The organism is Rhodanobacter terrae (assembly GCF_042657005.1).
GTDB lineage: Bacteria > Pseudomonadota > Gammaproteobacteria > Xanthomonadales > Rhodanobacteraceae > Rhodanobacter > Rhodanobacter terrae.
Window position 1 is genome coordinate 62,843 of sequence record NZ_JBHSNG010000004.1, and the last position, 26,286, is coordinate 89,128.

The 26,286-nt window shown below is 66.2% G+C and carries 27 protein-coding genes; 19 read left to right on the forward strand and 8 right to left on the reverse strand.

The genetic code is table 11. The annotated features are described in order from the left end of the window. Window positions 1–117 precede the first annotated feature (117 nt). The 8 genes from aroQ (at window position 118) to ACFPPB_RS05495 (ending at window position 7,425) form a co-directional block, all read left to right on the forward strand. Window positions 118–576 carry a type II 3-dehydroquinate dehydratase gene (gene aroQ, locus ACFPPB_RS05460; protein ID WP_377325144.1) on the forward strand — a complete coding sequence of 153 codons (459 nt, stop codon included), beginning with the start codon at window positions 118–120 and terminating at the stop codon, window positions 574–576. 77 nt (window positions 577–653) lie between these two features. Then, window positions 654–1,115, forward strand: coding sequence for an acetyl-CoA carboxylase biotin carboxyl carrier protein (gene accB / locus ACFPPB_RS05465; RefSeq protein ID WP_377325146.1), 462 nt, complete (start codon window positions 654–656; stop codon window positions 1,113–1,115). Window positions 1,116–1,125: 10 nt separating this feature from the next. Next, window positions 1,126–2,493 (forward strand): acetyl-CoA carboxylase biotin carboxylase subunit, encoded by a 1,368-nt coding sequence (gene accC, locus ACFPPB_RS05470; RefSeq protein WP_377325148.1) that lies wholly within the window; start codon window positions 1,126–1,128, stop codon window positions 2,491–2,493. Between the two features lie 104 nt (window positions 2,494–2,597). After that, complete coding sequence (gene prmA, locus ACFPPB_RS05475; protein ID WP_377325150.1) at window positions 2,598–3,518, forward strand: 50S ribosomal protein L11 methyltransferase; 921 nt, start codon at window positions 2,598–2,600, stop codon at window positions 3,516–3,518. 68 nt (window positions 3,519–3,586) lie between these two features. Continuing rightward, entirely contained in the window at window positions 3,587–4,441 is an 855-nt protein-coding gene (locus ACFPPB_RS05480; protein ID WP_377325152.1) for a zinc-ribbon and DUF3426 domain-containing protein, read from the forward strand. Between the two features lie 152 nt (window positions 4,442–4,593). Continuing rightward, a complete protein-coding gene (locus ACFPPB_RS05485) occupies window positions 4,594–4,929 on the forward strand; it encodes a helix-turn-helix domain-containing protein (protein ID WP_377325154.1) in 336 nt (111 codons plus the stop codon). A gap of 68 nt (window positions 4,930–4,997) precedes the next feature. Beyond that, window positions 4,998–6,617, forward strand: a complete 1,620-nt coding sequence (purH, locus tag ACFPPB_RS05490; RefSeq protein WP_377325155.1) for a bifunctional phosphoribosylaminoimidazolecarboxamide formyltransferase/IMP cyclohydrolase — start codon at window positions 4,998–5,000, stop codon at window positions 6,615–6,617. A 97-nt stretch (window positions 6,618–6,714) separates the two neighbouring features. After that, window positions 6,715–7,425, forward strand: coding sequence for a glutathione S-transferase (locus ACFPPB_RS05495; RefSeq protein WP_377325157.1), 711 nt, complete (start codon window positions 6,715–6,717; stop codon window positions 7,423–7,425). A 6-nt stretch (window positions 7,426–7,431) separates the two neighbouring features. Here the strand turns inward: ACFPPB_RS05495 and ACFPPB_RS05500 are convergent, their stop codons facing one another. Both ACFPPB_RS05500 and ACFPPB_RS05505 read right to left on the reverse strand, forming a co-directional pair. Next, window positions 7,432–7,863 carry an EamA family transporter gene (locus ACFPPB_RS05500; protein WP_377325159.1) on the reverse strand — a complete coding sequence of 144 codons (432 nt, stop codon included), beginning with the start codon at window positions 7,861–7,863 and terminating at the stop codon, window positions 7,432–7,434. Window positions 7,864–7,938: 75 nt separating this feature from the next. Next, entirely contained in the window at window positions 7,939–8,472 is a 534-nt protein-coding gene (locus ACFPPB_RS05505; RefSeq protein WP_377325161.1) for a DUF2782 domain-containing protein, read from the reverse strand. A 358-nt stretch (window positions 8,473–8,830) separates the two neighbouring features. On the opposite strand from ACFPPB_RS05505, the gene polA reads away from it, so the two are divergent. The 3 genes from polA to uvrD all read left to right on the forward strand — a co-directional run bounded on the left by polA (window position 8,831) and on the right by uvrD (window position 14,416). Continuing rightward, complete coding sequence (gene polA, locus ACFPPB_RS05510) at window positions 8,831–11,581, forward strand: DNA polymerase I (RefSeq protein WP_377325163.1); 2,751 nt, start codon at window positions 8,831–8,833, stop codon at window positions 11,579–11,581. 331 nt (window positions 11,582–11,912) lie between these two features. Continuing rightward, window positions 11,913–12,131 (forward strand): hypothetical protein, encoded by a 219-nt coding sequence (locus ACFPPB_RS05515; RefSeq protein WP_377325165.1) that lies wholly within the window; start codon window positions 11,913–11,915, stop codon window positions 12,129–12,131. 71 nt (window positions 12,132–12,202) lie between these two features. Then, entirely contained in the window at window positions 12,203–14,416 is a 2,214-nt protein-coding gene (gene uvrD / locus ACFPPB_RS05520) for a DNA helicase II (protein ID WP_377325167.1), read from the forward strand. 2 nt (window positions 14,417–14,418) lie between these two features. On the opposite strand, the gene ACFPPB_RS05525 is transcribed toward uvrD, so the two are convergent. The 4 genes from ACFPPB_RS05525 to ACFPPB_RS05540 all read right to left on the reverse strand — a co-directional run bounded on the left by ACFPPB_RS05525 (window position 14,419) and on the right by ACFPPB_RS05540 (window position 18,635). Then, entirely contained in the window at window positions 14,419–15,141 is a 723-nt protein-coding gene (locus ACFPPB_RS05525) for a hypothetical protein (RefSeq protein ID WP_377325168.1), read from the reverse strand. A 240-nt stretch (window positions 15,142–15,381) separates the two neighbouring features. Next, entirely contained in the window at window positions 15,382–16,638 is a 1,257-nt protein-coding gene (locus ACFPPB_RS05530) for a heme biosynthesis HemY N-terminal domain-containing protein (protein WP_377325170.1), read from the reverse strand. After that, on the reverse strand, window positions 16,635–17,810 hold the full coding sequence (locus ACFPPB_RS05535) for a uroporphyrinogen-III C-methyltransferase (RefSeq protein ID WP_377325171.1): 1,176 nt from the start codon (window positions 17,808–17,810) through the stop codon (window positions 16,635–16,637). The genes ACFPPB_RS05530 and ACFPPB_RS05535 overlap by 4 nt, the downstream gene beginning before the upstream one ends. 54 nt (window positions 17,811–17,864) lie before the next feature. Next, a complete protein-coding gene (locus ACFPPB_RS05540; RefSeq protein WP_377325173.1) occupies window positions 17,865–18,635 on the reverse strand; it encodes a uroporphyrinogen-III synthase in 771 nt (256 codons plus the stop codon). Between the two features lie 91 nt (window positions 18,636–18,726). On the opposite strand from ACFPPB_RS05540, the gene ACFPPB_RS05545 reads away from it, so the two are divergent. From ACFPPB_RS05545 to ACFPPB_RS05555, 3 genes are all read left to right on the forward strand, one after another. Then, the gene (locus tag ACFPPB_RS05545; RefSeq protein ID WP_377325175.1) at window positions 18,727–19,200 is read left to right on the forward strand and encodes a YiiD C-terminal domain-containing protein; all 474 of its coding nucleotides are present in this window, start codon (window positions 18,727–18,729) and stop codon (window positions 19,198–19,200) included. A 52-nt stretch (window positions 19,201–19,252) separates the two neighbouring features. Further along, window positions 19,253–19,669, forward strand: a complete 417-nt coding sequence (locus tag ACFPPB_RS05550; RefSeq protein WP_377325177.1) for a hypothetical protein — start codon at window positions 19,253–19,255, stop codon at window positions 19,667–19,669. A gap of 81 nt (window positions 19,670–19,750) precedes the next feature. After that, the gene (locus ACFPPB_RS05555) at window positions 19,751–20,197 is read left to right on the forward strand and encodes a rhodanese-like domain-containing protein (RefSeq protein ID WP_377325179.1); all 447 of its coding nucleotides are present in this window, start codon (window positions 19,751–19,753) and stop codon (window positions 20,195–20,197) included. Between the two features lie 110 nt (window positions 20,198–20,307). On the opposite strand, the gene ACFPPB_RS05560 is transcribed toward ACFPPB_RS05555, so the two are convergent. Further along, window positions 20,308–21,375: a 2Fe-2S iron-sulfur cluster-binding protein gene (locus ACFPPB_RS05560; RefSeq protein ID WP_377325181.1), complete on the reverse strand. Its 1,068-nt coding sequence runs from the start codon at window positions 21,373–21,375 to the stop codon at window positions 20,308–20,310. A 54-nt stretch (window positions 21,376–21,429) separates the two neighbouring features. On the opposite strand from ACFPPB_RS05560, the gene ACFPPB_RS05565 reads away from it, so the two are divergent. From ACFPPB_RS05565 to ACFPPB_RS05585, 5 genes are all read left to right on the forward strand, one after another. Next, window positions 21,430–21,870: a hotdog fold thioesterase gene (locus ACFPPB_RS05565; RefSeq protein ID WP_377325183.1), complete on the forward strand. Its 441-nt coding sequence runs from the start codon at window positions 21,430–21,432 to the stop codon at window positions 21,868–21,870. Beyond that, the gene (locus ACFPPB_RS05570) at window positions 21,849–22,811 is read left to right on the forward strand and encodes a serine/threonine protein kinase (RefSeq protein WP_377325185.1); all 963 of its coding nucleotides are present in this window, start codon (window positions 21,849–21,851) and stop codon (window positions 22,809–22,811) included. Before ACFPPB_RS05565 ends, ACFPPB_RS05570 begins: the two co-directional genes overlap by 22 nt. Window positions 22,812–22,954: 143 nt before the next feature. After that, entirely contained in the window at window positions 22,955–23,389 is a 435-nt protein-coding gene (locus tag ACFPPB_RS05575) for a hypothetical protein (RefSeq protein ID WP_377325187.1), read from the forward strand. 114 nt (window positions 23,390–23,503) lie between these two features. Beyond that, the gene (locus tag ACFPPB_RS05580; protein WP_377325189.1) at window positions 23,504–23,752 is read left to right on the forward strand and encodes a hotdog domain-containing protein; all 249 of its coding nucleotides are present in this window, start codon (window positions 23,504–23,506) and stop codon (window positions 23,750–23,752) included. Between the two features lie 48 nt (window positions 23,753–23,800). Beyond that, the gene (locus tag ACFPPB_RS05585; protein WP_377325191.1) at window positions 23,801–24,985 is read left to right on the forward strand and encodes a class I SAM-dependent rRNA methyltransferase; all 1,185 of its coding nucleotides are present in this window, start codon (window positions 23,801–23,803) and stop codon (window positions 24,983–24,985) included. Between the two features lie 103 nt (window positions 24,986–25,088). On the opposite strand, the gene ACFPPB_RS05590 is transcribed toward ACFPPB_RS05585, so the two are convergent. Next, complete coding sequence (locus ACFPPB_RS05590; protein WP_377325193.1) at window positions 25,089–26,279, reverse strand: NAD(P)/FAD-dependent oxidoreductase; 1,191 nt, start codon at window positions 26,277–26,279, stop codon at window positions 25,089–25,091. Window positions 26,280–26,286 lie beyond the last annotated feature (7 nt).

The following is a 26,286-nucleotide window of genomic DNA, read 5'->3' on the forward strand; positions in this document are numbered from 1 at the left end:
GGATTTTTGCTCTTCTCCGCCAAACATCGCCGATCTGCGGTGAACTGGACAAGATTCGCGACTACGCGCACACTGCGCCGGATTCCGGAGCCGCCGGACGCAAGCTGGACGATTGCTGTGGCGAAAATCCTGGTCCTGCACGGACCCAACCTCAACTTGCTGGGTGTGCGCGAGCCGCAGATCTATGGCCGCGAGACGCTGGTCGACATCAATCAGCGGCTGGCGGCCCGCGCGCTGGAAGCCGGGCACGAGCTGGCCTGGTGCCAGTCCAACGCCGAGCACGAGCTGATCGGCCGCATCCATCAGGGCCGCGACGACCAGACCGCGATGATCCTGATCAACGCCGGCGCCTTGACCCATACCAGCATCGCCTTGCGCGACGCACTGGCCTCGGTGGCGATCCCGTTCATCGAAGTGCACCTGTCCAACGTGTTCGCACGCGAGGCATTCCGCCATCACTCTTACCTGGCGGATCTCGCCGTCGGCGTGATCTGCGGCTTCGGTGGCGACAGCTACCGGCTCGCACTGGAAGCGGCGATCCAGCGACTGCGCGCGCCGGCGTCCGACGCGGCCTAAGACGACGAACCTGGCCGCACGGCCAACTCATTCCCTTCCGGCCACCCGTGGTGGCATGACTGAAAAAGGCTGATCCGATGGATTTGCGCAAAATCAAGAAGCTGATTGACCTGCTCGAGGAATCCAACCTCGCCGAACTGGAGATCAAGGAGGGCGAGGAAGTCGTCCGCCTGTCGCGCGTGCCCAAGAACACCGCGCCGATCGCCGCCGCTCCGGTCGCCGCCACTGTCGCGCCCGCTCCGGTCGCCGCCGCTCCGGTCGCCGCAGCCGTCGCCGAAGCTCCGGCCGCCGATGCGCTGCCGGCCGGCCACGTGGTCAAGGCGCCGATGGTCGGCACGTTCTACGCGTCCGCGACGCCGGGCACGCCGGCCTTCGTCAAGGTCGGCCAGCAGGTCAAGGCCGGCGAGACGCTGGGCATCATCGAGGCGATGAAGATGTTCAACCAGATCGAGGCCGACGTGGCCGGCACCGTGCAGGCGATCCTGGTGGAGAACGGCCAGCCGGTGGAATTCGACGAACCCATGTTCGTGATTGCCTGAGGCCGCCCGGATGCTCGAGAAGGTCGTCATCGCCAACCGCGGCGAAATCGCGCTGCGCGTGCTGCGCGCCTGCCACAGTCTGGGCATCAAGACCGTGGCGGTGCACTCCACCGTGGATCGCAATCTGAAGCATGTCGGCCTGGCCGACGAGTCGATCTGCATCGGCCCCGGTCCATCGGTCGACAGCTACCTCAACATTCCGCGCATCATCGCAGCGGCCGAGATCACCGACGCCCAGGCGATCCATCCAGGCTACGGTTTCCTGTCCGAGCGCGCGGACTTCGCCGAGCAGGTGGAGCAGTCGGGCTTCGTGTTCATCGGCCCGACCGCCGAGGTGATCCGCCTGATGGGCGACAAGGTCGAGGCGATCCGGGCGATGAAGGCGGCCGGCGTGCCGTGCGTGCCCGGTTCCGGCGGTCCGCTTGGCGAGAATGTCGACGAGAACATCCACATTGCCCGCGAGATCGGCTACCCGGTAATCATCAAGGCCGCCGGCGGCGGCGGCGGTCGCGGCATGCGCGTAGTGCGCACCGAAGCCCACCTGGGCAATGCGATCACCATGACCAAGGCCGAAGCCAAGGCAGCATTCGGCAACGAGCAGGTCTACATGGAGAAGTTCCTGGAAAATCCGCGCCACGTGGAGATTCAGGTGCTCGCCGACGGCCAGGGCAACGCGATCCATCTCGGGGAACGCGACTGCTCGATGCAGCGCCGCCACCAGAAAGTGGTCGAGGAAGCGCCGGCGCCAGGCATCACGCCGGAGCAGCGCGCGGCGATCGGCAAGGTCTGCGTCGACGCCTGCATCCGCATCAACTACCGCGGCGCGGGCACGTTCGAGTTCCTGTACGAGAACGGCCGCTTCTACTTCATCGAGATGAACACGCGCATCCAGGTCGAGCATCCGGTGACCGAACTGATCACCGGCATCGACCTGGTGCGCGAGCAGTTGCTGATCGCCGGTGGCGAGAAGCTGTCGATCAAGCAGGAAGACATCGTGATCCGCGGCCATGCGATCGAATGCCGCATCAACGCCGAGGATCCCGACACCTTCATGCCCAGTCCCGGCACGGTGAAGCGCTTCGAGGCACCCGGCGGCCCCGGCGTGCGCGTGGACACCCATCTTTACGACGGCTACAAGATCCCGCCGAACTACGACTCGATGATAGGCAAGCTGATCGTGCACGGCCCCGACCGCGAGACCGCGATCGCGCGCATGCGCCTGGCGCTGGCCGAGACGGTGATCGAGGGCGTCAAGTGCAACATCCCGCTGCAGCAGCGGATCATGGCCGACGTCGGCTTCCAGCATGGCGGGCAAAACATCCACTACCTGGAAAAGCGGATGGCGGAGCAGAAGGAACACAAGACAAGTGGTGAGTGAAGAGAAGTGAGAAATGAGAGGAAGCGCGCCTTCCTCCGCATCCATCCGGCTACGGGCCTTCCCTCTCTTTACTCACTCCTCTTCACTATTTTCTCTCCTCGCCCATGCCCTTTCTCGAACTCTCCCTCATCGTCCGCACCGAGCAGCAACCCGGCACCGAAGAAGCGCTGGACGATCTCGGCGCCTTGTCGATCACGCTGCAGGACGCCGATGCCGAGACGCCGGACGAGCAGGCGATCTTCGAGCCCGGCGTGGGCGAGTTGCCGCTATGGCCGACGATCGCGCTGAATGCGCTGTTCGACGCCGGCGCCGACCGGCGCGGCCTGGCCGAGGCGCTCGGCGAGCTGCTGCCGTGGCTGGAGCCGGATCAGCTCACGTTCCGCGACGTCGCCGACCAGGACTGGGAACGTGCCTGGATGGACCAGTTCAAGCCGATGCCGTTCGGACGGCGGCTGTGGATCTATCCGTGGAACATCGAGCCGCCTACGCACAACGAAGGTGGGGATGAAGAGCTGGTAGTCGTGCGGCTCGATCCCGGCCTCGCGTTCGGCAGCGGCACCCATCCCACCACCGCGTTGTGCCTGGAATGGCTGGATGGCCTGGACCTTGCCGACAAGGCGTTGACCGACTTCGGCTGCGGCTCCGGCATCCTGGCGATCGCCGCATTGAAGCTCGGCGCAGCCAGCGCGGTCGGCGTCGACAACGACCCGCAGGCGCTCACCGCTTCGCTCGACAACGCCGAACGCAATGACGTGGCGGATCGTCTCGCCGTGTTCCTCCCGCAGGATTTCGACGCCAATGCCGCTCCTGCCGACGTGTTCATCGCCAATATCCTCGCCGGTCCGCTCGGCGAACTGGCGCCGACGTTCGCTGCCGCCGCGAAGCCCGGCGCACCGTTCGCGATTTCCGGCATCCTGGCCGGCCAGCAGGACGAACTGCTGCAGCGTTACGCCGAATGGTTCGACGATTTGCGGGTGGATACGCGCGAAGACTGGGTCCGCATCAGCGGTCGCCGCCGCCGCTGAGACAGTCCGCGGCTTGCCGGCGCAAGCAGCCTGCTAAGCTTGCGGGACACCGATCCAAAACGGCCTGCATGTATACACAATGCCCCGAATGCCTGTCCGTGTTCTCGCTGGACGCGCAGACGCTCGCGAAGGCGCACGGCCACGTCGTGTGCGGACATTGCGAGGCCAGCTTCGACAGTGTCGCCACGCTCGCCGATCAGCTGCCGCCCGAACCATTCGTCGAAATGGAAGTGAACGAACCAGCGTTCGAACCGCCGCGCCTCGACCTGGTGGTCTATCGACCGCGACCCCAGCCGCCGACCGTCATCCAGGACGAGGTGGTCGTGGTCGACGAACCGGCCGCCGAGGATTTCTCGCAGCTGGTATTCGCGCCGCGTTTCGCCCGCGAACCGCGAGCCAAGCAGCCCAGGCGATCGCACCAGCGCTCGCCTCGGCGTCACCTGCGCGCGTCCGGCGAGCGGCGCTGGCCGTGGCTCGTCGCGTGCCTGCTGCTGATGCTGCTACTCGCCATCCAGCTGGCCTGGGCCGAGCGCGATGCGCTGATCCGCAATCCCGCCGTGGGCGGCTGGCTGCGCAGCAGCTGCGCCGTGCTCGGCTGCCAGGTTCCGCTGGTCGCCGCGCCGGAGCAGCTGCAGCTGCTCGCCAGCAACGTGCAGGCGCATCCCAGCGTTGCCGGCGCGCTGATGATCAGCGCCAGCGTGCGCAATGACGCGATCTTCGCGCAACCCTATCCGATCCTCGTGATCACCTTGTCCGATGCGCAGGGCCGGCGCATCGCGATGCGCCGGCTGCAGCCGCGCGAATACCTCGACGACAGCGCGATTCTGCATCGCGGCCTGGCACCCGGCACCAGCGCCGTGCTCCTGCTGGAGATCGAGGACCCGGGCGACAAGGCCGTGGCGTTCGAATTCGACTTCGAATAGAGCGACCGGGACTTAAAATTATCGGCCGGCGCGGGTAGACTCGACCCCTCTCGCAGAACGCCGATCAGTATTCGACATACGCCGCGACCTGCAACATCAGTCATAACCATAGTCAGCGGCCCGTACAGCGGCCGCCTCGTACGTGAGGGAAGATGCCCGTGAATGCCGTAAGACTGCCTGTCGTCGAGGCCGCAATACAGACCTCGTCGCAGAGTGCAGGCGCACACAGCGCCGGCCCTCAGCACAATGCCGGCTCTTCCAGTGCGCTGAGCGAATGCGTCAGCCGTACGGTGCGGCGCTATCTCGCCGACATCGGCGATACCGAATGCACCGAGGGCCTGCACGCGCTGGTGCTGCGCGAGGTCGAACTGCCCATGCTGCGCGAGGTGCTGGCCTTTCATGACGGCAACCAGAGCCGTGCGGCCAGTGCGTTGGGAATCAACCGCGCCACCTTGCGCAAGAAACTGGCCGCGCACGGCCTGCTGTAGCTTCCACCGGAGCCCTCCATCAATCGGACGGCTATAATGAGCGGCTTTCCCCTCATGGAAACCCGCTCATGTCCACCGCCCAGCTCGTTCCGGTCCGTCGCGCCCTGCTCAGCGTTTCCGACAAGACCGGCCTGATCGATCTGGGCAGGCGCCTCGCCGCCAAGGGTATCGAGCTGCTTTCCACCGGCGGCAGCGCGAAGGCGCTGCGCGAGGCCGGCGTCGCCGTCACCGACGTCAGCGACGTCACCGGTTTCCCCGAGATCATGGACGGCCGCGTGAAAACGCTGCACCCCAAAGTGCATGGCGGCCTGCTGGGCCGACGCGGCACCGACGACGCGGTGATGGCCGAGCTGGGTATCGCGCCGATCGACCTGCTGGTGCTGAACCTGTATCCGTTCGAGAGCACGGTGGCGAAGCCGGATTGCACGCTGGAAGACGCGATCGAGAACATCGACATCGGCGGCCCGGCGATGCTGCGTTCGGCGGCGAAGAACTGGAATGACGTCGGCGTGCTGACCTCGCCCGACCAATACGCGGATGCGCTGACCGAGATCGAACAGCACGGCGGCCTCAGCCGCAACACCCGCTTCAAGCTCGCCGTCGCCGCGTTCAACAATGTCGCCAGCTACGACGGCGCGATCAGCGACTACCTGTCCGGCCTCGAGCTCAACCAGACGCAGGACGCGATCGCCGGCCATGCCGCCTTCCCCGGCCAGGTCAACAGCCGCTTCGTGAAAGTGATGGACTTGCGCTACGGCGAGAACCCGCATCAGCAGGCCGCGTTCTATCGCGACCTGCATCCGGCACCCGGCACGCTGGCCACGTTCCGCCAGCTGCAGGGCAAGGAGCTGTCGTTCAACAACATCGCCGACGCCGACGCCGCGTGGGAGTGCGTGCGCAGCTTCGTCAAGCCGGCCTGCGTGATCGTCAAGCATGCCAACCCCTGCGGCGTGGCGGTAAGCCTGGACGGCGTCGGCCGTGCCTACGATCTCGCCCACCAGACCGATCCCACTTCGGCCTTCGGCGGCATTATCGCGTTCAACCGCAAGGTGGACGGCGCCACCGCGCGGGCCATCGTGGAGCGCCAGTTCGTCGAAGTGGTGCTGGCGCCGGCCTACGCGGACGAGGCGCTGAAGGCTTTCGCGAAGAAGGGCAACGTGCGCGTGCTGGTAATCCCGCTGCCGGCGGGCATGGAGCAAGGCGGCCGGCAGCACGCCCATCCCGGCAACAGCACCAAGCGCGTCGGCTCCGGCCTGCTGATCCAGAGCGCCGACACCGGCATGATCGGCGTGGAGGATCTGAAGATCGTCACCCGCCGCGTACCGACCCAGGCGCAGATCCACGACCTGATCTTCGCCTGGAAGGTGGCCAAGTTCGTCAAGAGCAATGCGATCGTCTACGCCCGCGACCGCCAGACCATCGGCATCGGCGCCGGCCAGATGAGCCGCGTCTACAGCGCCCGGATCGCCGGCATCAAGGCGGCCGACGAGAAGCTCGAGGTGCGCGGCTCGGTGATGGCATCCGATGCGTTCTTCCCGTTCCGCGATGGCATCGACGCGGCCGCGGCGGCCGGCATCACTGCAGTGATCCAGCCCGGCGGTTCGATGCGCGACAGCGAAGTGATCGCAGCCGCCGACGAGCACGACATGGCGATGGTGTTCACCGGCATGCGCCACTTCCGCCACTGAGGCGTATGCAAACCATGGTAGGAGCCCGCTAGCGGGCTCCTACACGCGTCGTGGAAGTTTTCTGTTCCAGCATGGGGTCTTCGAACGGGAGGCTGCCATGCGTTACGAGTTGTATTACTGGACGGGCATCCAGGGCCGCGGCGAGTTCGTGCGATTGGCGCTGGAAGATGCCGGCGCCAGCTACGTCGACGTGGCGCGTGAGAAAGGCGACGGCGTCATGGCCGCCTTTCTCGAAGGAGAGCACGAAGGCGCGCCGCCGTTCGCGCCGCCGTTCCTCAAGGCCGGCCGGCTGGTCATCGCGCAGACCGCCAACATCCTGCAGTATCTCGGTCCGCGACTCGGTCTCGTATCCGACAGCGAGTCCGGACGCATCTACGCGCATCAGCTGGAACTGACCATCAGCGACATCGTCGCCGAAGTGCACGACAGCCACCATCCGGTTGCCGGCGGGCTGTATTACGCGGACCAGAAGGCGGAGGCGAAGCGGCGCGCCGCCGATCTTCGCCGGACGCGGCTGCCCAAATTCCTCGGTTACTTCGAGCACGTGCTGCAGCGTGGCGGCGGTCGCCACCCTCTGCGTCGACATTCCTACGTCGACCTGTCGCTGTTCCAGCTGATGAGCGGACTGGACTACGCGTTTCCGCGTGCGATGCGCCGGTTGTCGCCCAAGCTGCCGCAGCTCACCACGCTCAGGCAGCGGGTCGCCCAGCGCCCGAACATTGCCGCCTACCTCCAGTCGCCGCGCCGGCTGGCGTTCAACGAGGACGGCATCTTTCGCCACTATCCGGAACTGGACGATCCGGCATAGCCGTCGTCAGAACAGCGCAATCACCATGGCGCCGGCCACGATCAACACGCCGCCGACCAGCAGTGGCCAGCTCGGGCGTTCGCCGAGAAACACCAGTCCCAGCACGATCGCCAGCGCCACGCTGAGCTTGTCGATCGGTGCCACCTTGCTTACCGGGCCCAGCTGCAGCGCGCGGTAGTAGCACAGCCAGGACAGGCCGGTGGCGATGCCGGACAGCACCAGGAACAGCCAGCTGTGCAGTGGCAGTCCCGTGGGTTTGACCCACTCCTGGCGCAGGCTGAGGATGCCGGCGGTGACGACCAGGATCACGATGGTACGGATGAAAGTGGCGAGGTTGGAGTTGATGCCGACCACGCCGAGTTTGCCGAACAAGGCGGTCAGCGCCGCGAACAGCGCCGAGCCCAACGCAAACAGCAGCCAGCTTTCACGCAGTTGCATCGCCTTGCTCTCCGTTCGAGACCGCTACGGCGTAGCCGCGGCTCATGGCGCCGACGGCGACGTTCGACGCCAGGCTCAGTGCCCGTTGTCGCTGGGCGTTGCCCCGCTCGAATTCTCGGCTGGTGGCTTGGCCTTGCCCCACTCCAGCACCTTGTACATCACCGGGCCCACCGGTTTCTGGCCGTGTTCATCGACCAGCCGGCCCTGGGGATCGACCATGTAGGTCTGTTCGATGCCGTTCTTGGGTGTCACCACCACCATGTAGACGCGGCCGTTGCGGCTGTATTCCTGGATGCTGTTGTCGCCTTCCTGGCGTACCTGGATCTCGGGCACCGACTTGTCGCGCCCGGCGTGGGCGCTGCCGTCGTCATGCATCGCGGGCAGTGCCTGCGGTTTCAGGTCCAGGGGACGGTGCCCCGTTGCGGCATGGGCCGGACGGGGTTTGGCGGCGGGCTTGGCCGCCGGCGCCACGGCTTGCACACCCGGATCGTTGATCCCGGGCGGCGGCGGTACGTTGGTCGAGGGAGACGACTGCGCGGATACGTTCGATACCAGCAGGCTCGAAGCGAACAGGACGCTGGCGGCAACCAGCAACGCGGCGGTTTTCATGGCGGCAACCTCGATCGGGGAGCTGAGCATAGCAGCGCACCGGCCGACCTTCCGTGAAGCGCGACGTTTCGTGCATGCATGCGAGAATGGTGGGGTGTGCTGATCTATGCGAAGCAGGCCGCGTTGCCCTGCCGTGGCTGTCAGGTGGTGGTGCGAAGTGCAGGCCATGCTCATCGCATGGCCAAACTGCGCGCCGCCGCATGGCGGCCACGGCAGGGCAACCCGAAGGGCCGGGTCTGTTTGCCGGCGGCACTGCGTCATCATTCAGTCGTGTATCGACATACACTCCTTCACTCTTCCTTGTCCCGCCGGCAAACAGCTCCCGGCGCGACCTGCTTCGCATAGGTCAGCACACCCCATGCCCAAATTAATCCTGATCGACGGCTCCTCTTACCTGTACCGCGCGTTCCACGCGTTGCCGCCGTTGAGCAACGCGCGCGGCGAGCCGACCGGCGCGCTGTTTGGCGTGGTCAACATGCTGCGCGCCACGCTGAAGGCGAAGCCGGAATATCTGGCTTTCGTCAGCGACGCGCCCGGCCCGACCTTCCGCGACGCGCTGTATGCCCAGTACAAGGCGCACCGCCCGCCGATGCCGGACGACCTGCGCGCGCAGGTCGAGCCGATGCTGGCGATCGTCGCCGCACTCGGCTTCCCCATCCTGCGCGTGCCCGGCGTGGAGGCCGACGACGTGATCGGCACGCTGGCCGTACAGGCCCAGGCGCTGGGCATCGAAGTGCTGGTGTCCACCGGCGACAAGGACATGGCGCAACTGGTGAGCCCGCACGTCACGCTGGTCAACACCATGAGCAACACGGTGATGGACCACGACGGCGTGATCGAAAAATTCGGCGTGCGGCCGGAGCAGATCATCGACTTCCTCGCGCTCACCGGCGACACCGTGGACAACGTGCCCGGCGTGCCCAAGTGCGGACCCAAGACCGCTGCCAAGTGGCTGGCCGAATACCACACGCTGGACGGCGTCATCGCGAACGCCGACAAAGTTGGCGGCAAGATCGGCGAAAGCCTGCGCGAGGCACTTCCGCGACTGCCGTTGTCGCGCGAGCTGGTGACGATCAAGACCGACGTGCCGCTGGAGTTCGCGCCTACCGACCTGGCCCAGCGCGACGCCGACACTGCGCAACTGCGCGAGCTGTACACCCGCTACGAGTTCAAGGCGGCTTTGAAGGAACTGGAGGCCGCGAAGGAACCTGTAGGAGCGCACCCTGTGCGCGATAGCCCTGATATCGATCGAAGCGAAGATCATCGCGCACAGGGTGCGCTCCTACAGATGGAATTTTCCGCGCCGGGCGAGTACGAGCTGGTCACCACCCGACCGTCATTCGACGCCTGGCTGGAAAAACTGCGCCAAGCGGAGCTGATCGCGTTCGATACCGAGACCACCAGCATCGACGCGATGCGCGCGGACATCGTCGGCATCAGCTTTGCGGTGGAAGCGGGCAAGGCTTGCTACATCCCGCTAGGCCACGATTATCCCGGTGCGCCGCCTCAGCTCGATCGCGACGAGGTGCTGCGCGCGCTGAAGCCGATCTTCGAGGACCCGACCCGCCCCAAGCTCGGCCAGCACGCAAAATACGACATCAACATCTTGTCGAACTACGGCATCGTCGTGCAGGGTCTGAAGCACGACTCGATGCTGGAGTCCTACGTATGGAACGCCACCGCCACACGCCACGACATGGACTCGCTGGCGAAGAAGTACCTGGGCTACGAGACGATCAAGTACGAGCAGGTCGCCGGCAAGGGCGCCAAGCAGATCTCGTTCTCGCAGGTGGATCTGGACACCGCCTGCCGCTACGCCGCCGAGGACGCCGACGTCACTTTGCGCCTGCATCGTGCGCTGTGGCCCAAGCTCGAGAGCGTCCCCGCATTGTGCAAGGTCTACGAGGAGATCGAGATCCCGCTGGTGCCGGTGCTGGCCGGGATGGAACAGCGCGGCGTGCTGATCGACGGGGACGAATTGCGCCGACAGAGTCAGCAACTGGGCAAGCGCATGCTGGAACTGCAGCAGCAGTCGTACATACTGGCCGGGCATGAATTCAACCTCGATTCGCCCAAGCAGCTGCAGGCGGTGCTGTTCGACGAGCTCGGCCTGCAGGCGAAACTGAAGACGCCGACCGGCCAGCCGTCCACCAACGAGGAAGCGCTGGAAGCGATCGCCGATACGCACGAACTGCCGCGGCTGATCCTCGACTACCGCGGCCTGGCCAAGCTGCGCTCGACTTACACCGACAAGCTGTCGGGCATCGTCAATCCGCGCACCGGTCGCGTGCACACCAGCTATCACCAGGGCTCGGTGGCGACGGGGCGGATCTCCTCGTCCGATCCCAACCTGCAGAACATCCCGGTACGCACCGAGGAAGGCCGGCGCATCCGCCAGGCGTTCATCGCGCCGCCGGGATGGAAGGTGCTCGCCGCCGACTATTCGCAGATCGAACTGCGCATCATGGCGCACCTGTCCGGCGACGAAGGCCTGCTGCGCGCGTTCCATGCCGGCGGCGACGTGCATCGCGCCACCGCCGCGGAAGTGTTCGGCGTGCCGCCGGAAGAGATCACCACCAACCAGCGCCGCGCCGCCAAGGCGATCAACTTCGGCCTGATGTACGGCATGAGCGCCTTCGGGCTGGCACGCCAGCTCGGTGTCGACCGTGGCGAGGCCGGCGATTACATGGGCCGCTATTTCTCGCGTTATCCCGGCGTGCGGGCATTCATGGATGCCACGCGCGAACAGGCGCATCGCGACGGCTATGTCGAAACCATTTTCGGCCGCCGGCTGTACCTGGAAAACCTCACCTCGCGCAATCAAGGCCTGCGCCAGGGCGCCGAGCGTGCCGCGGTGAATGCGCCGATGCAGGGCAGCGCGGCCGACATCATCAAGCGCGCGATGATCGCGGTTGCCGGCTGGTTGAAGGGTCGCGACGACGCCCACATGCTGATGCAGGTACACGACGAACTGGTATTCGAGGTGCGCGCCGACGCGGTCGACGAAGTGCGCGCCGCGGTGATCGAAAGGATGTCCGACGCCGCGGAACTGGCGGTGCCCCTGCTGGTCGATGTCGGTGTGGGGGCGAATTGGGACGAAGCGCACTGAGGCTGCCGTTCACCTTTACCCGTTAAGTTTTCGTCAGATGAACCCGCAATAAATTTTTTTGCCTGACCTTGAAACTTTCCCGCCGAATCCGCATCAAAGTTATCGGATGCACGCAACGGCATCCATGGCTGGCTCACCTCCCTGAGCCGCCACGGACGCGAACCTCTCCCCTGGGTCCCTCGCGTCCGCCCGGCCCTGAAGGTCCCCCCTAACCTTCAGGGCCTTTTTTTGCCTGCTGTCCGGACCATGCTTCCCGGCATGTACTTTCTGTGCACACCGGCAATCGGCATACTCGAACCCTCGAGTCACATTTATCAAAGGGGAAGCATCCATGCGCGCAGGACTGATCATCGTCGGCATCATCTTGCTGGTGGCCGGCATCTGGGTCGTCTCCGGCCATGCCAGTTACCAGGACACCGACACGCTGCTGCAAGTCGGCTCGGCCAAGATAACCGCCACTCACGACAAGGGCGTGCCCCAGTGGATCGGCATCGCCGGCATCGCGGTCGGTGCTCTGCTGGCGCTGGGCGGTTTCATGAAGAAGGGTTGAGCTGCGCCGAAACCTCCGGGAAACCGCCGCCGTCGCGGCGGTTTTTCTTTGCGGCCACTACAATGGGTGCGATGGATGTCTCGTACCTGATCGACCCGCTCAACGAAGCCCAGCGCGAAGCTGTCTGCGCCCCGCCCGGCCATTACCTGGTGCTGGCCGGCGCCGGTTCCGGCAAGACCCGCGTACTCACTCACCGCATCGGCTGGCTGACCCAGGCCGAGCGGGTGCCGCCGTGGGCGGTGCTCGCCGTCACCTTCACCAACAAGGCGGCCGGCGAAATGCGCGCGCGGCTGGAAGCGCTGATTCCCGGCGGCACCCAGGGCCTCACCGTCGGCACCTTCCACGGCATCGCCCATCGCCTGTTGCGCCGGCACTGGCGCGAGGCGGGCCTGCCGGAAACCTTCCAGATCCTGGATGCCGACGATCAGCTGCGCCTGGTCAAGCGGGTGGTCGCCGGGCTGGGGCTGGACGATGCGAAATTTCCGCCGCGCCAGGCCAGCTGGCAGATCAACAGCTGGAAGGACGAGGGCAAGCGGCCGGACAGCATCGAGCATCGCGATCATCCGGTCACACATACATTCGTAAACATCTACAAGGCCTATGAGGACGCGTGTCGCCGCGCCGGCCTGGTCGATTTCGCCGAACTGCTGCTGCGCGCGCACGAGCTGTGGCTGAAGAATCCCGCCGTGCTGGAGCACTACCAGCAGCGCTGGCGCTACCTGCTGATCGACGAATTCCAGGACACCAACACGCTGCAGTACGCTTGGATCCGCGTGCTCGCCGGCGCGACCGGCCAGGTCTTCGTGGTTGGCGACGACGATCAGGCGATCTACGGCTGGCGCGGCGCGAAAGTGGAGAACGTGCAGCAGTTCCTGCGCGACTTCCCCGGCGCCCGCACGATCAAGCTGGAACAGAACTACCGCTCCACCTCGACCATCCTGAAAGCGGCCAACGGCGTGATCCAGCGCAACGGCAGCCGTCTCGGCAAGCAGCTGTGGACGGCGGGCGAGGACGGCGAACGCATCGCGCTGTACGCCGCGTACAACGAGCAGGACGAGGCGCGTTTCGTGATCGAGCGCATCCGCGAATACATCAGCGAGCACGGCCACGCGAAGGATTGTGCGATCCTGTATCGCTCGAACGCGCAATCGCGCAACTTCGAGGAGCAGCTGACCCAGCGCAACATCAAGTACCGCGTCTACGGCGGTCAGCGCTTCTTCGAACGCGCCGAGGTCAAGGATGCGCTGGCCTATCTGCGCCTTACCGCGAACCGCCATGACGACGCGGCGTTCGAGCGCGCGGTGAACAGGCCGCCGCGCGGTATCGGCGATCGCACGCTGGACGCGCTGCGCAGGCGCGCACGCGGCGAGAACACCTCGATGTGGGAAGCCGCGCTGTCCGAGCTGAGCGGCGGCAGCGAGCTGGCCGGCCGCGCGAAGAATGCGGTGAGGGCGTTCCTCACGCTGATCGACGAGATGGCCCGCACGTTCAGCCCCCTCGCCCCCGGCGCTGCCGGGGGCGAGGGGGCTTCGTTGAACCTCGCCGAACAGATCGACCACGCGATCACCCACACCGGCCTGCGCGACTTCTACGAGAAGGACTCGCGCGGCAACGCCGAGTCGCGGGTGGAGAACCTGGACGAACTCGTCAACGTCGCCAGCCGCTTCGAGCGCACCGCCGAAGACATCGACGCCGGCCTCGGCGAATTGTCGGCATTCCTGTCGCATGCCGCCCTGGAAGCGGGCGAGAACCAGGGCGAGGCGTGGGACGACTGTGTGCAGCTGATGACGCTGCACTCGGCCAAGGGGCTGGAGTTTCCGGTGGTGTTTCTGGTCGGCATGGAGGAAGGCCTGTTCCCCAGCCAGCGCTCGGTCGACGACGAGGGGCGGCTGGAAGAGGAGCGGCGGCTCGCCTACGTCGGCATCACCCGCGCCCGCGAAAAGCTCATCGTCACCCATGCCGAATCGCGGCGCATGCACGGCACCGAGATGCTGGCGCGGCCATCGCGTTTCCTGGGCGAGATGCCGGCCGAACTGATCGACGAAGTACGTCCGCGCGTGCAGGTCACCCGTCCACTCTACGTCGGCCGCTCTACCGAAATATCGCCGTCGCTGGAGGAAACCCTGCCGGTGAAGCTGGGCCAGCGGGTCAGCCACCCCAGCTTCGGCGAAGGCGTGGTGATCAGCGCCGAAGGCAGCGGCGCGCATACGCGGCTGCAGGTGAACTTCGAAGCGGCCGGCAGCAAATGGCTGGTGGCGGCGTATGCGAACCTGACGCCGCTGTAGATCTACATGAACAGAAATGCCTTCAACAACCACAGCCTTGAGGTCGTTTCAAACCGTAGCGACACAACTGTTCCTGCACTTCCATCAGGGCGATCAGAGATTTCTTGATGCGAAATGATGGATTGGAACTGGAATGATCCAAACTCAAAATTTGGACCAACATCCTGGTCAGCCTTTCTATACTCCACCAACAAATCAGAGTACGGATGGTTGCGGCCTGCTATTGCGAAGAAAATCTTTAGGAAATTCCCAGGTGGTGCACCTATAGCGTGATCAGAAGCACGTGGTTCGGATGGACTATACGAATTGACCTCATCTGTCAGTAATGTCGCCTCTACAAAGATAGGCGCATCATTACCAATACCCGTGACTTTTTGTGTTTTGTGGCTGTATAGCGTGCCACTCTCACCTTTGCACTTTAGGTGGAAAGTGCCGTCCACATGCGATGAAAAATGATCGAACGATATAGATTTCCCCCTACAGCTCTTCAATCTATATCGTTGATTTCTCGCGCTATCAGCGACCGTGTGTCGGTTATTCCACTCGCCGCGTAGAACGGCACCACCATTCTGCCGTCCATACACCCCCCAAAAGAACTCATCCTTATTGTTTGCCTTAAACCACAAAATCGGTCGATGAACATTGTCGGGAGTTTTCACGACAACCCTGATCTTGTTACTAGCCATTGCGCCGATCTCTCGTTTTTGCTCCAGGTTTATGCGCATGAGCATAGTGCGCGCACCAGCCGCCCTTGTCAGTCACGCCCCGATGCGGTCTAGCTGGAAGCGGCCTGATGCAAATTACTACCTTTAGGGATGCTCTGAACTAGTCCAGACGCGAAAATCAGAAGCCTTTTACCTTGATGATTTGCGGTGACAAGCACTGGAAAATTCGGACTTGTTCAGACCACCCTTAGAGTCGAAAGCAGACCTCTCTCAACCGATGTCTTGAGGCTCACGCTCGAACTACCCCCGCAACCTCGGCACCCCATGCTCATTGCGTTCCTCGATCGCGATCGGCTGCGTGTCGGGTTGGCCGGCTTGCGCACGTTGCGCCAGCGGGGTGACCACGCCACCGCGACCGAAGGCCAGCGCGTTGCGATAGCAGCGTTGCGCCTGTTCCGCGTCGCCCTGCCCGGCAAACGCATCGCCCAGCGCTTCCCACGCGGCCGTGCTCGGTATCAGCGCGAGCGAGCGTTCGAGGTGCTGGCGGGCCTTGCCCCACAACTTGAGCCGCACGCACATGCGGCCCAGCGTGAGCAGCAGGCTGGCGTCGTTCGGATGCGCGTCGAGCCAGCCTTCGGCACGGCGCAGACGCGCCTCGATGTCGTCGCCGGCCAGCGTGCCGTAGGTTTCGATCAGCAGCGGCGACCACTCGCGGCGCAGTGCCGATTCGACCTCATCCATCGCCGGCAGGGTCAGGCCGAACGAGGCCGCGCGGCGGGCATACGCCTCGATCACCGCAGGCACCCGGCGCTGCGCCTTCGGCAACTGCGACCACAGCGTGTTGAGGCTGGCGCCGTCTGGCGCCGCATGGATCGCCGCGGTGAGTACGCTGGCTTCCAGCGCGGCGTAGGCGCGGCTGCCGAGTGCGCCGCTCTTCTGCAACGGATCCAGCGCTTCGCGGGCACGCCGGATATCGCCTTGAGCCAATGCCGCCAGTGCCAGCTCACGCCAGCCGCCCGGCGTCAGCGTGCCCTTGTCCGATTCGGGGACCAGCAAGGCCAGCGCTTCGGCCGGCTTGCCTTCGCGGCGCAGCAGGCGGGCGCGCAGCACGCGGGCGGCCTGTGGCGCGGACTGCGATGCCTGGTTCAATGCTTCCAGTGCGCGACCCTGCTCGCCGCGACGTGAGGCGGCTTCGGCGGCGGCCAGCAGGGCCGGGCCGCGCAAGCTGTCCAGGCGCGAGGCGCGATGGAGATCGCGCTCGGCGTCGCCGTGGCGGCCTTCGATCAGCGCGATCAGGCCATCGCCCATGCGCTGCTGGCTGAGCCTGCGGTGCCGGCGCGAGAACGCGCCGAACGGCCAGCGCAGCAGGCGCCACGACACGACAAGCAGTGCCCACGCCAGCAACAGGATCACCACCGCCGCGACCAGCGTGGTTTCGGCCCGCCACCCGCGCAGGCGCAGCAGCACGTAGCCGGGATCTTCGGCCACCCAGTGCCAGCCGAACGCGGCCAGTGTGGCGACGATCACCAGCAGCAGAATCCAGCGCCATACCCTCATGGCCGGGCTCCACCCGCCCGCGCAGCGCTGCCGGCCGTGGCCGGCGTGGCGTTGGCCGGACTGAGCGCATGCACCGCGCGCAAGTTGCGCAGTTCGGTCAGCGCGGCACCGAGCTGCACCGGTGCGCCGGCCGGCAGCCGCCTGGCCAGTTCGGCGAGCGTCCGGTGCGCCTGCTGTACCGCTGGCGCAGTGCCGTCGAACTGGGTCGACAAGCTGCTGTCAACGCGTTGCAGCGCAGCCGCATAGCCCTTGCTGTCGTAGGCCAGCAACGCGGCCTGCGCCTGGGCCAGATCGAGCGCCGCCAGTTCACGTGCGAAACGCGCGTCGGCCACCGAAAGCGGCGCGCCGTTGTCGCGCTGCACGCTGACCACACTGGCCAACGCACGGCCGATGCGCGACCACACGTCCTGCGCCTGTGCCGTAGCCGGCGGATTTAGCGGTTTCAGCGGCAGGCTGTCGAGCGTGCCGCGCAGTTCGGTCAGCTGTTGCAGCGCGCTGGCCTGACTGGCCGGCTGACTCTTCGCCAGCGCCTCGCGTTCGGCGCCGAGGCTTTGGCGCAGCCCGCTGAATGCGCCGTCGTTGACCGCGGCCAGGGTCTGGTCGGCCAGCGCATACGCGGCGGAGGCACCCTGCGCATCGTGGAACAGCGTGTAGCGTTCGCTGCCCAAGCGCAGCAGCGATTCGGTTTCGTCCAGCAGCATCGCGTCGTGACCGGACAGGCTCTTCTCGGCCAGCTTCGCCACCGCGTCTTCGAGATTGCGGGTGCGCTCGGCCTGGCCGAGCAGTTCCTCGCGCAGCGAACGGTTGACCGCCGCCGCATCGCTGAGGCGCTGATCGAGGCTGTTGCGTTCGCCGTTGACGCCGGCCAGCGTGGCTTCCAGCGTAGCCACACGCTGCTGCAGGCCGGCCACCTGCCGGCTGTCGGCGGCATTGCCCTGTTCCTGCTGCCATTGACGCCAGCCGACGTAGCCCGACGCGCCCACCGCGATCAGTGCCAGCAAGACCGCCAGTGCCAGACTGCCGCCACCGCGCGATGGCGGCGCGGGCTTCGAGGCCGCAGCCCGTGCCGGGCGGCTCGACAACGGATCGACCGGCGCGGGATCCATCGTCGCGCGGTCGGGACGGGCGCCCTCGGGCGCGGCGGGCTCGTTCGGCTTGTCTACGTTGCTCATGCGCACATGCTAGCAGCCCATACGGCCGCGTTCGAAGCACGATGGCGTGAAGAATCAGCGCGTGAACCGCGCCGCATCGAGCATATCGGCCGACAATGCCGAAGCGGCCAGCACCATGCGATGGAAACCGGCGGCGCGGGCGGCAGCCATCAGCCGTTCGCTGCTGACCACCGCGGTGGCCGCACACAGCCGTGTCCATGCCGGCGGCGGCAACAGCTGCTGCAGATTCTGCAGCGCTTCGGCGCTGGACAGCAGCACCCGCGCCGAAGGCGGCAGCTGCAGCAACGCATCGAGGTGGCGGCGATCCAGCCGCGGCGGTACCCGCCGATACACATGCAGCTCGCGCAGCCGCGCGCCGCGCGCCGCGAGCTGGTCACGCAATACGCCGCGGCCCCCGGCGGCGCCGATCAGGGCAATCCGGCGGCCGCGCGGATCGTGCAGGGCAGGATGGTCCAGCAGTCCTTCGCTGTCCTGCCGCGAGGGTGCGAGTGGCGCGTCGACGCCATAGCGGCGCAACGCCCGCGCCGTGCCCTGGCCCACCGCCAGCACCGTGGCCGCGGTTCGCAACGGCTCCAGTCCCGCGGCGTGGCGCACCGCCGCAGGGCTGGTGAAAACCAGCAACTCGTCCAGCAGCGCCGCGCGCAAAGCGGCGCGCACAGCGGGCTTATCGATCGCTCCGCGCAAGGCCAGCCCCGGCAGCAGCAACGGTACGCCGCCGTGCGCGCGCACCCGGCGCACCAGCGCGGCGGCGGTGCCGACGGGGCGGGTGATCACCACGATCCGGCCGTGCAGACCCTCGTTGTCCCCTGGAGATTGTCGCCGCATCCGCGCACCGCATCCGCTCGCCGCCATGGCCGCAGTGTAACGGTCGACTTACACTGGGAGGTCTTTCCTTCCCCACGGACCCCTCATCGACGTGAGCACCACCCACGACACCACCGACCAGGCGCAACAACTGATCCAGTTCATCCGCGACAAGATGCCGCTGGCCCATGCGATGGACGTGCAGCTGATCCACAGCGACGACGACATGCTCAGCCTGCTGGCGCCGCTGGCGCCGAACGTCAACGACAAGGGCTGCGCATTCGGCGGCAGCCTGGTCAGCCTGATGACGCTGAGCGGGTGGGCGCTGGTCGAAATGGCGCTGCGCCGGTACGGCCACGACTGCGACGTGTTCGTGGCCGAATCCAGCGTGCGCTACCTGTCGCCGCTATGGCAGGACTTCCGCAGCGAGGCGCGGCTGGCCGCGGACGCGCGCTGGACCACGTTCTTCAACACGCTGACCACCCGCGGCCGGGCGCGCATCGAGGTCGCCTGCGTGGTGCCGGGCGATCACGGCAAGCCTGCCGCCACCTTGAGCGCACGGTTCGTCGCCAAAAGACGTGATTGAAGCGGGCGCGATTGAGGCAGAATGGGCGGGTATCCCCCGGGAAGAGACCCCCATGCGCCGCATACCGAGCATTCTCGCCGTGCTGTTGTCCGTGCTGTCGCTGGCTGGCTGCGCCAGCAAGGCCCGCAGCGATGCGCTGACCACTACGCTCAACGCCTATGGCAGCACGCTGCGCTGGGGTGATTTCCAGAGTGCGGCGCAGTTCATCGAGCCCGCCATCCGTGCCGCCCATCCGTTGAGCAAGCTGGATCAGGCGCGCTACCGGCAGGTGCGGGTGACCGAGTACGACGCCGGCGCGGGCCCGGTGCCCACCGGCGACTTCGACGTGCAGCAGACCGCGCAGATCAGCCTGGTCAACGTCCACACCCAGTCCGAACGGACTATCGTCGACCACCAGAGCTGGCACTACGACGAAAAGACCAAGCACTGGTGGCTGACCAGCGGCCTGCCGGATATCACCCAGGACTGAGCCGGCCACGGCGACCGTGCCGTACCCGTATAATCGGCGGTTTACCCGGATCGGCGCAGCCAACGCGCCTGTGGACTGACGATGAACGATATCCTGCACAAGCTGCCCGAATTTATCGGCAATCACGTGGCTCTGGTCGCCTTGTTCGTGATCCTGCTGGTGGCCCTGGTCGCCATGCAGATCATGCAGCTCTTCAGCAAGACCAAGGAGCTGACTCCAGCCGGGCTGACCGGGCTGATCAACCGCGACAATCCGCTGCTGATCGATCTGTCCTCGTTAGCCGATTTCGAGAAGATGCACGTGCCCGGCGCAAAGCATGTGGCGATGAGCCAGTTTGATCCGGAGAAGAAAGAGCTGGCCAAGGCGAAGGACATGCCTGTCGTGGTGATGGACAAGGATGGCCACGGCAACTCGGTCAAAGCCGCGCAACGGCTGGTCAAGGCGGGCTTCGAGAAGGTCTACACCCTGGGCGGCGGCGTGCTGGCGTGGCATGCAGCGCAGTTGCCCGTTGCCAAAGGCAATAAATAGCCGCCGCGCTGATGATGGAATGACGGTAGGAGCCCGCTAGCGGGCGATGCTCCTGTTTTGATTTTTCCTAGCCGACCATCAGAGCAAGTGCATCGCCCGCTAGCGGGCTCCTACAGGGAGCGATCGTGGATGCCTGCGCGCGCGACCATGATCTGCGCCAGCACATCCGGCGCGTACTCGAAGGAGTCGTAGTACAGGCGCTCTTCCGGCAGGCCGGCGTCGAGGAACAACGAATGGGCCGCGTCGATCATCGCCGGCGGCCCGCTCATGTACATGTCGTAACCGGACAGGTCGGGCTGGTCGGCCAGCACCGCCTCGTGCACCAGCCCGGTGCGCAGGCCCGCGGCCTGTTGCGGGTCGGACACCACCGCGTGGAACTGCAGGTTGGGCAGTTCGCGCGCCCAGCGTTCGGCCAGTGCGCGCATATACAGATCTGCCGCCGCGCGCGCGCCCCAGTACAGCTGCATCGGCCGGCGCGTGCCCAGTGCGATGAAGTGCTCGACGATCGCCTTGACCGGCGCGAAGCCGGTGCCGCCGGCCATGAACAGCATCGGCCGCTCGGAATCCTCGCGCGGCACGAAGGTGCCCAGCGGTCCCTCGATGCGCAGGTGATCGCCCACCTTCAAGGCATCGTTGACCCACGAGGTGAAACCGCCGCCGGCCACGTGGCGTACGTGCAGTTCGATCATGCCGTCCGCCTGCGGGCCGTTGGCGATCGAGAACGGCCGGCGCCTGCCGTCCTCCAGCAGCACATCCACGTATTGACCAGGCAACCGGTTGAGCCGGCGCTCGCCGTGCGCGGGCAGCAAGCGTACGCCGGTCACATCCGGCGCCAGCTGCCATTTGTCGGTGACCACCATGCCTAGCTGGCGCCGCGCGATGTCCTCCACCGAGGTCACCTCGCGCGCCTCCAGCAGCAGGTCGCTGGTCGGCACCGCCTGGCACAGCAGCACGGCATGATGGGCCAGCGCGCTGGCGCTCAGCGCCAGCGGCGGATTGCGCGGGTATTCGCAATGACCCTCGAGCAAGGTGGCCTTGCAGCTGCCGCAGACGCCGGCGCGACACGAATACGGCAAGGCCACGCCTGCCCGCTGCGCCGCTTCCAGCACGGTTTCGCCGTCGGCCACCGAAAACTGGCGGTCCGAGGATTTGAGGGTAACGGTAAACACCAGGTGCATTGTCGTTGCGATCGCAGCGGACAACAATGCGGGCACGACCTGCAGGAATCAACGATGAGCCTCTGGAAACAACCCGTCGACCTTGCCCGCATCAACGCGTGGAGCGCCAACACCATGATGGAGACGCTGGGCATCCGCATCACCGCGGTCGGCGACGACTGGCTGGCCGGCACCATGCCGGTCGACCATCGCACCCATCAGCCATACGGCCTGCTGCACGGCGGCGCCTCGGTGGTGCTGGCCGAAACGCTGGGCAGCACCGCCGCGATGCTCACGCTGGATCCCGAAAAGGAGCTGGCGGTCGGGCTCGACATCAACGCCAACCACATCCGCGGCGTGCGCGGCGGCACCGTCACCGGCACCGCGCGGACGCTGCATCTCGGCCGCACCACCCAGGTGTGGGAGATCCGCATCGAGAACGAGGACGGCGCGCTGATATGCATCTCGCGCCTCACCATGGCGGTGATTGCCGCATGCACCGTGGGACTGCGTTGAGCAACACGCCCTACGCCTCCCTCACCCCCGACCTGGTGCTGGACGCCGTTGCCGCCTGCGGACTGTGGCCGGATGGCCGCCTGCTGGCGCTGAACAGTTACGAGAACCGCGTGTGGCAGGTCGGCCTGGAAGACGCGGCGCCGGTGATCGCGAAGTTCTACCGGCCCGGCCGCTGGAGCGATGCGGCCATCGTCGAGGAGCACACCTTCGCGCAGGAGCTGGCCGATGCCGAACTGCCCGTGGTCGCGCCGCTCGTGTTCGGTGGCCATACGCTGCTGCTGCACGACGGTTTTCGCTACGCGCTGACGCCGCGCCGCGGCGGCCGTGCGCCAGAACTCGAGGCGGTCGATCAACTGCAATGGCTAGGCCGGCTGATCGCGCGCATGCATGGAGTCGGCGCACGTACGCCCTTCGTGCATCGCGGCCGGCTCGATCGCGACACGATGGTGCGGCAGCCGATGCAGGCCGTACTCGACTCCACCCTGCTGCCGGTCTCGCTGCAGACGAACTACCGCGCAGCGGCGACACGGCTCGATGCGGCTATCGGCGCCCGCCTGGAAGCGGTCGGCCCGGTCCGGCAATTGCGCCTGCACGGCGATTGCCATCCGGGCAACGTGCTGTGGACCGATGCCGGCCCGCACTTCGTCGACTTCGACGACGCGCGAACCGGCCCGGCCGTGCAGGATCTGTGGATGCTGGCCAACGACGAACGCGCGATGGACGCCGTGCTCGAGGGCTACCGGCAATTCCGCGATTTCGACGACGGCGAGCTGGCGCTGATCCCGGCTTTGCGCGCCATGCGCCAGCTGCACTACGCCGGCTGGATCGCGGCGCGCTGGCATGATCCGGCCTTCCCCGCCGCGTTTCCGTTCGCGGCCGAGTCGCGCTGGTGGGAGCAACATCTCGCCGACCTGCACGAACTGGCCGACGAGCTCGAATAATCTCCCCTCATCCCATTAGGAGCGGCGTGTAGGAGCCCGCTGGCAGGCGATGCTCTTGTTTTGATTTTCCTACCTGGCATCAGAGCAAGAGCATCGCCCGCCAGCGGGCTCCTACAATGGCTTCATTTTTTCCGGAGTTCTGCATGCGCAACATTCTCTTTCGGCTGATCGGCATCCTCGAAATCGCCGGTGGCTTCTATGGAGTGGCAGCGATGCTGCATCGGCTTTTGCCGTTCGGCGCCCACGACAGTCTGGTCGCGCTGCTCGGCCTGGGGTTGTACGGCTTCGTGCTGGCCGCCGGGGTGCAGTTGATGATCGGCAGCGAGCACGGCGTGCGCATGTCGGGCTGGGCGCAGTTGCTGCAGCTGCCGCTGGTCGCGTTTCCGGTTTTCAGCTATGCGCTGCACTGCGGCGCCTTCGTGAATGTGTTCGCCACGCTGCAGGCTGCGCCGAGGCTCGGCATCGACTGGCACTTCGGCAGCCAGGGCTTCGTGCTGGCGGCGGCCGGCCCGGCCGTCTCGCGACTCGGCATCAACCTGCTGGCATTGCTGTCGTGGCTCGCACTGCGCTTGCGTTGATCGGCCACGAACGGCTCATCTACTCTGAGAATGGCCGAGGACAAGGTTTGGCGGCTTGTCCGACGGACAGGTCAAGGGTGAATCTGATGTTTCATATTGCTTTGCGGCAATTTCATGCCCGAAATCGATTTCGTCAGCTCGGCCCACGAGGGCGACATCATCGAGATGGGCATTCGCGCCACGCATTTCGGGCGCACCTCGATCACGTTGCGCTGCGAGGTGCGCAACGTGATCACCCACAAGAGCATCCTGACCATCGACAGGATCGTGTTCGTCAACATGGGCGCCGGCGACATGCCGCTGCCGCATGGACGCACGGAACCGATAGCCGATGAGGCTTCGGCGCTGACCCCGCTGGAGTGATACCGTGCAGGGCGAGCAGGCGGCGCAAGCTATCATTCGCCGATGACCATGCCCCCGCACTCCGCACTCGATGCCGCCCTGCCCGTGATTCGCCTGAAGTCCGACCGCAATCCCGGCCATCCCTGGGTGTGGTCGGCTCAGGTATACAAACCCGAATCGCGACTGCCGCCCGGCAGCCTGGTGGAGGTGCAGGATGCCAAGGGCCGTTTCGTCGGACGCGGTTTCTGGAACGGGCATGCGCGCATCGCGCTGCGCCTGCTCGAGAGCGACCCGGCCAGGGCGATCGACGCCGACTGGATCGCCGCGCACATCGACCGCGCCGTGCAGCTTCGCCGCGACTGGCTGCAGCTCGACCGCGTCAGCGATGCCTGGCGTGTGGTGCACAGCGAGGGCGACGGCTTGTCCGGGCTGATCGTCGATCGCTATGCCGACATCCTCGTGATCGAATACTTCGCCGCCGGCATGTGGAAGTTCCGCGAGGCGATTCACGCCGCGTTGCTGAAACATTTCCCCGCAGTGCGGCTGTACTGGTTCGCCGAATCGCACGTGCAGAAGCAGGAGTCGTTCGACTGCCGCAGCGGCGACGTGCCCGAAGCGGTGGAAGTGCACGAACACGGCCTGCGCTTCCACGCCGCACCGGGCTCGGGCCACAAGACCGGCTTCTTCGCCGACCAGCGCGACAACCGCCACCGCTTCGCCGAACTGGCCAGGGGCCGCCGCGTACTGGACCTGTGCTGCAACGCGGGCGGCTTCGCGGTGCACGCGATGGCGGCCGGCGCGCGCGAGGCGGTCGGCGTGGATCTGGATGCCGGCATCCTCGAAATCGCCCGCGCCAACGCCGCCGCCAACGGCGTCGAGGTCACGTTCGAGCAGTCCGACATCTTCGACTGGGTGCGCGCGGCGGTAGCGCGCGGCGAACAGTACGACGCGGTGATCCTCGACCCGGCCAAGCTCACCCGCGACCGCAGCAAGGTGATGGACGCGTTGAAAAAATACTTCGCGATGAACCGCATGGCGCTGGACATCATCCCGCCCGGCGGCCTGCTGCTGACCTGCTCGTGCACCGGCCTGGTCGGCGAAAGCGAATTTCTGGAGATGCTGCGCCGGGTCGCGCTCAACGCCGGCCGCGAGATCCAGGTGCTGGAAGTGCGCGGCGCCGGCGCGGACCATCCCTTCCGCACCGACGTGCCGGAAGGCCGCTATCTGAAGGCGGTGTTCTGCCGGGTGGATTGAGGCTGCCGGATTTTCGTAGGAGCCCGCTGGCGGGCGATGCTGTTACGAATCCCGAATCCCGACACAAAAGCATCGCCCGCCAGCGGGCTCCTACTTGCCGGCTTCAAGTGCGCGGCAGCCGTCCACGCAGCGAGGCGGCGTCGAACGGGCCGCGTGCGCCGATCAACTCGCGCGCGGCATCCACCTGGTCCCACGTGTTCCACAGCAGCACCCCGCGCACGCGGCCGTCTTCAAGGTAATACACCACGCCTTCGCGGTTCGGTTCGCGCCAGTCCTCGACCACCTGCAGCCGGGTATCGAGCAGGCCTATGGCTTCATAACCGAGGTCGAACAGATCGGAATAGAAAAATGGCAGCGTGGTGTATGCCGCCTCGGCACCGGTCATTGCGCCGCCGGCGAGCCGGCCCATGCTGACCGCTGCATCTTCGTGTTCCACCCGCAGGCGCCGGTCCAGCGCCGGGCTGCGGAAGCTGGCCGCGTCGCCGGCCGCCCAGATGTCGGCATCGCTGGTACGCAAGCACGCGTCGACCACGATACCGTCGTCAACGGCGAGACCGGCCCGTTCGGCCAGTGCCGTGTTCGGCGTCGCACCGAGGCCGACCACCACCGCTTCCACCCGTAGCAGGTCGCCGTTGGACAGCTCCAGCTCCACGCCGCCGTCGGTCGCGTTGCCGCCGGTCACCTTGACGCCGCTGCGCACATCCACGCCGTGGCTGCGGTAGTAGTCGTCGAGGTAGCCGGCCAGGCCATCCGGATAGCGCCCGGCACCCATCGCCGCGCCGGGAAACAGCATCGTCACCTTGCAGCCCACGCTGCTCAACGACGCCGCCAGCTCGCTGCCGATGAACCCCCCGCCGACCACGGCGACGTACGCCCCGGGTTTGGCGTAACGGCGCAACGCCTCGTAATCGTCGAGCGTGCGGAAGTGGATCATCCGCTCGCCGCCATCGAACGGCAGCCGCCGCGGCGTGGCGCCGGTGGCCAGCAGCAGGCGGCGGTAGCGATAGCTGTCGCCGCGATCGTCGCGCGCCGCATGCGCGGCACGATCCAGCGATTCGATGCGCCGGCCCAGATGCAGTTGCGCGCCGCTGCTCGCGGTGCCTAGATCGATATCGGCGGGCGACTTGTCGCCCTTCCATAACGCCTTGCTCAGCGGCGGCCGCTGATACGGTGCCCGCGTCTCGTCACCGACGATGCCGATGTCCGCCGTCGCATCCGCTTCGCGAATGGCCTTGGCGGCCGCATCGGCGGCCATGCCCGCCCCGACGATCAGATAGTCGTATGCGTATTCCATACCATGC

Bases quoted from the DNA above. Each gene is read 5' to 3' on its own strand.
- accB (WP_377325146.1), top strand. From the start codon at position 654: ATGGATTTGCGCAAAATCAAGAAGCTGATTGACCTGCTCGAGGAATCC.
- accC (WP_377325148.1), top strand. From the start codon at position 1,126: ATGCTCGAGAAGGTCGTCATCGCCAACCGCGGCGAAATCGCGCTGCGC.
- prmA (WP_377325150.1), top strand. From the start codon at position 2,598: ATGCCCTTTCTCGAACTCTCCCTCATCGTCCGCACCGAGCAGCAACCC.
- ACFPPB_RS05480 (WP_377325152.1), top strand. From the start codon at position 3,587: ATGTATACACAATGCCCCGAATGCCTGTCCGTGTTCTCGCTGGACGCG.
- ACFPPB_RS05485 (WP_377325154.1), top strand. From the start codon at position 4,594: ATGCCCGTGAATGCCGTAAGACTGCCTGTCGTCGAGGCCGCAATACAG.
- purH (WP_377325155.1), top strand. From the start codon at position 4,998: ATGTCCACCGCCCAGCTCGTTCCGGTCCGTCGCGCCCTGCTCAGCGTT.
- ACFPPB_RS05495 (WP_377325157.1), top strand. From the start codon at position 6,715: ATGCGTTACGAGTTGTATTACTGGACGGGCATCCAGGGCCGCGGCGAG.
- ACFPPB_RS05500 (WP_377325159.1), bottom strand. From the start codon at position 7,863: ATGCAACTGCGTGAAAGCTGGCTGCTGTTTGCGTTGGGCTCGGCGCTG.
- ACFPPB_RS05505 (WP_377325161.1), bottom strand. From the start codon at position 8,472: ATGAAAACCGCCGCGTTGCTGGTTGCCGCCAGCGTCCTGTTCGCTTCG.
- polA (WP_377325163.1), top strand. From the start codon at position 8,831: ATGCCCAAATTAATCCTGATCGACGGCTCCTCTTACCTGTACCGCGCG.
- ACFPPB_RS05515 (WP_377325165.1), top strand. From the start codon at position 11,913: ATGCGCGCAGGACTGATCATCGTCGGCATCATCTTGCTGGTGGCCGGC.
- uvrD (WP_377325167.1), top strand. From the start codon at position 12,203: ATGGATGTCTCGTACCTGATCGACCCGCTCAACGAAGCCCAGCGCGAA.
- ACFPPB_RS05525 (WP_377325168.1), bottom strand. From the start codon at position 15,141: ATGCGCATAAACCTGGAGCAAAAACGAGAGATCGGCGCAATGGCTAGT.
- ACFPPB_RS05530 (WP_377325170.1), bottom strand. From the start codon at position 16,638: ATGAGGGTATGGCGCTGGATTCTGCTGCTGGTGATCGTCGCCACACTG.
- ACFPPB_RS05535 (WP_377325171.1), bottom strand. From the start codon at position 17,810: ATGAGCAACGTAGACAAGCCGAACGAGCCCGCCGCGCCCGAGGGCGCC.
- ACFPPB_RS05540 (WP_377325173.1), bottom strand. From the start codon at position 18,635: ATGCGGCGACAATCTCCAGGGGACAACGAGGGTCTGCACGGCCGGATC.
- ACFPPB_RS05550 (WP_377325177.1), top strand. From the start codon at position 19,253: ATGCGCCGCATACCGAGCATTCTCGCCGTGCTGTTGTCCGTGCTGTCG.
- ACFPPB_RS05555 (WP_377325179.1), top strand. From the start codon at position 19,751: ATGAACGATATCCTGCACAAGCTGCCCGAATTTATCGGCAATCACGTG.
- ACFPPB_RS05560 (WP_377325181.1), bottom strand. From the start codon at position 21,375: ATGCACCTGGTGTTTACCGTTACCCTCAAATCCTCGGACCGCCAGTTT.
- ACFPPB_RS05565 (WP_377325183.1), top strand. From the start codon at position 21,430: ATGAGCCTCTGGAAACAACCCGTCGACCTTGCCCGCATCAACGCGTGG.
- ACFPPB_RS05570 (WP_377325185.1), top strand. From the start codon at position 21,849: ATGCACCGTGGGACTGCGTTGAGCAACACGCCCTACGCCTCCCTCACC.
- ACFPPB_RS05575 (WP_377325187.1), top strand. From the start codon at position 22,955: ATGCGCAACATTCTCTTTCGGCTGATCGGCATCCTCGAAATCGCCGGT.
- ACFPPB_RS05580 (WP_377325189.1), top strand. From the start codon at position 23,504: ATGCCCGAAATCGATTTCGTCAGCTCGGCCCACGAGGGCGACATCATC.
- ACFPPB_RS05585 (WP_377325191.1), top strand. From the start codon at position 23,801: ATGCCCCCGCACTCCGCACTCGATGCCGCCCTGCCCGTGATTCGCCTG.
- ACFPPB_RS05590 (WP_377325193.1), bottom strand. From the start codon at position 26,279: ATGGAATACGCATACGACTATCTGATCGTCGGGGCGGGCATGGCCGCC.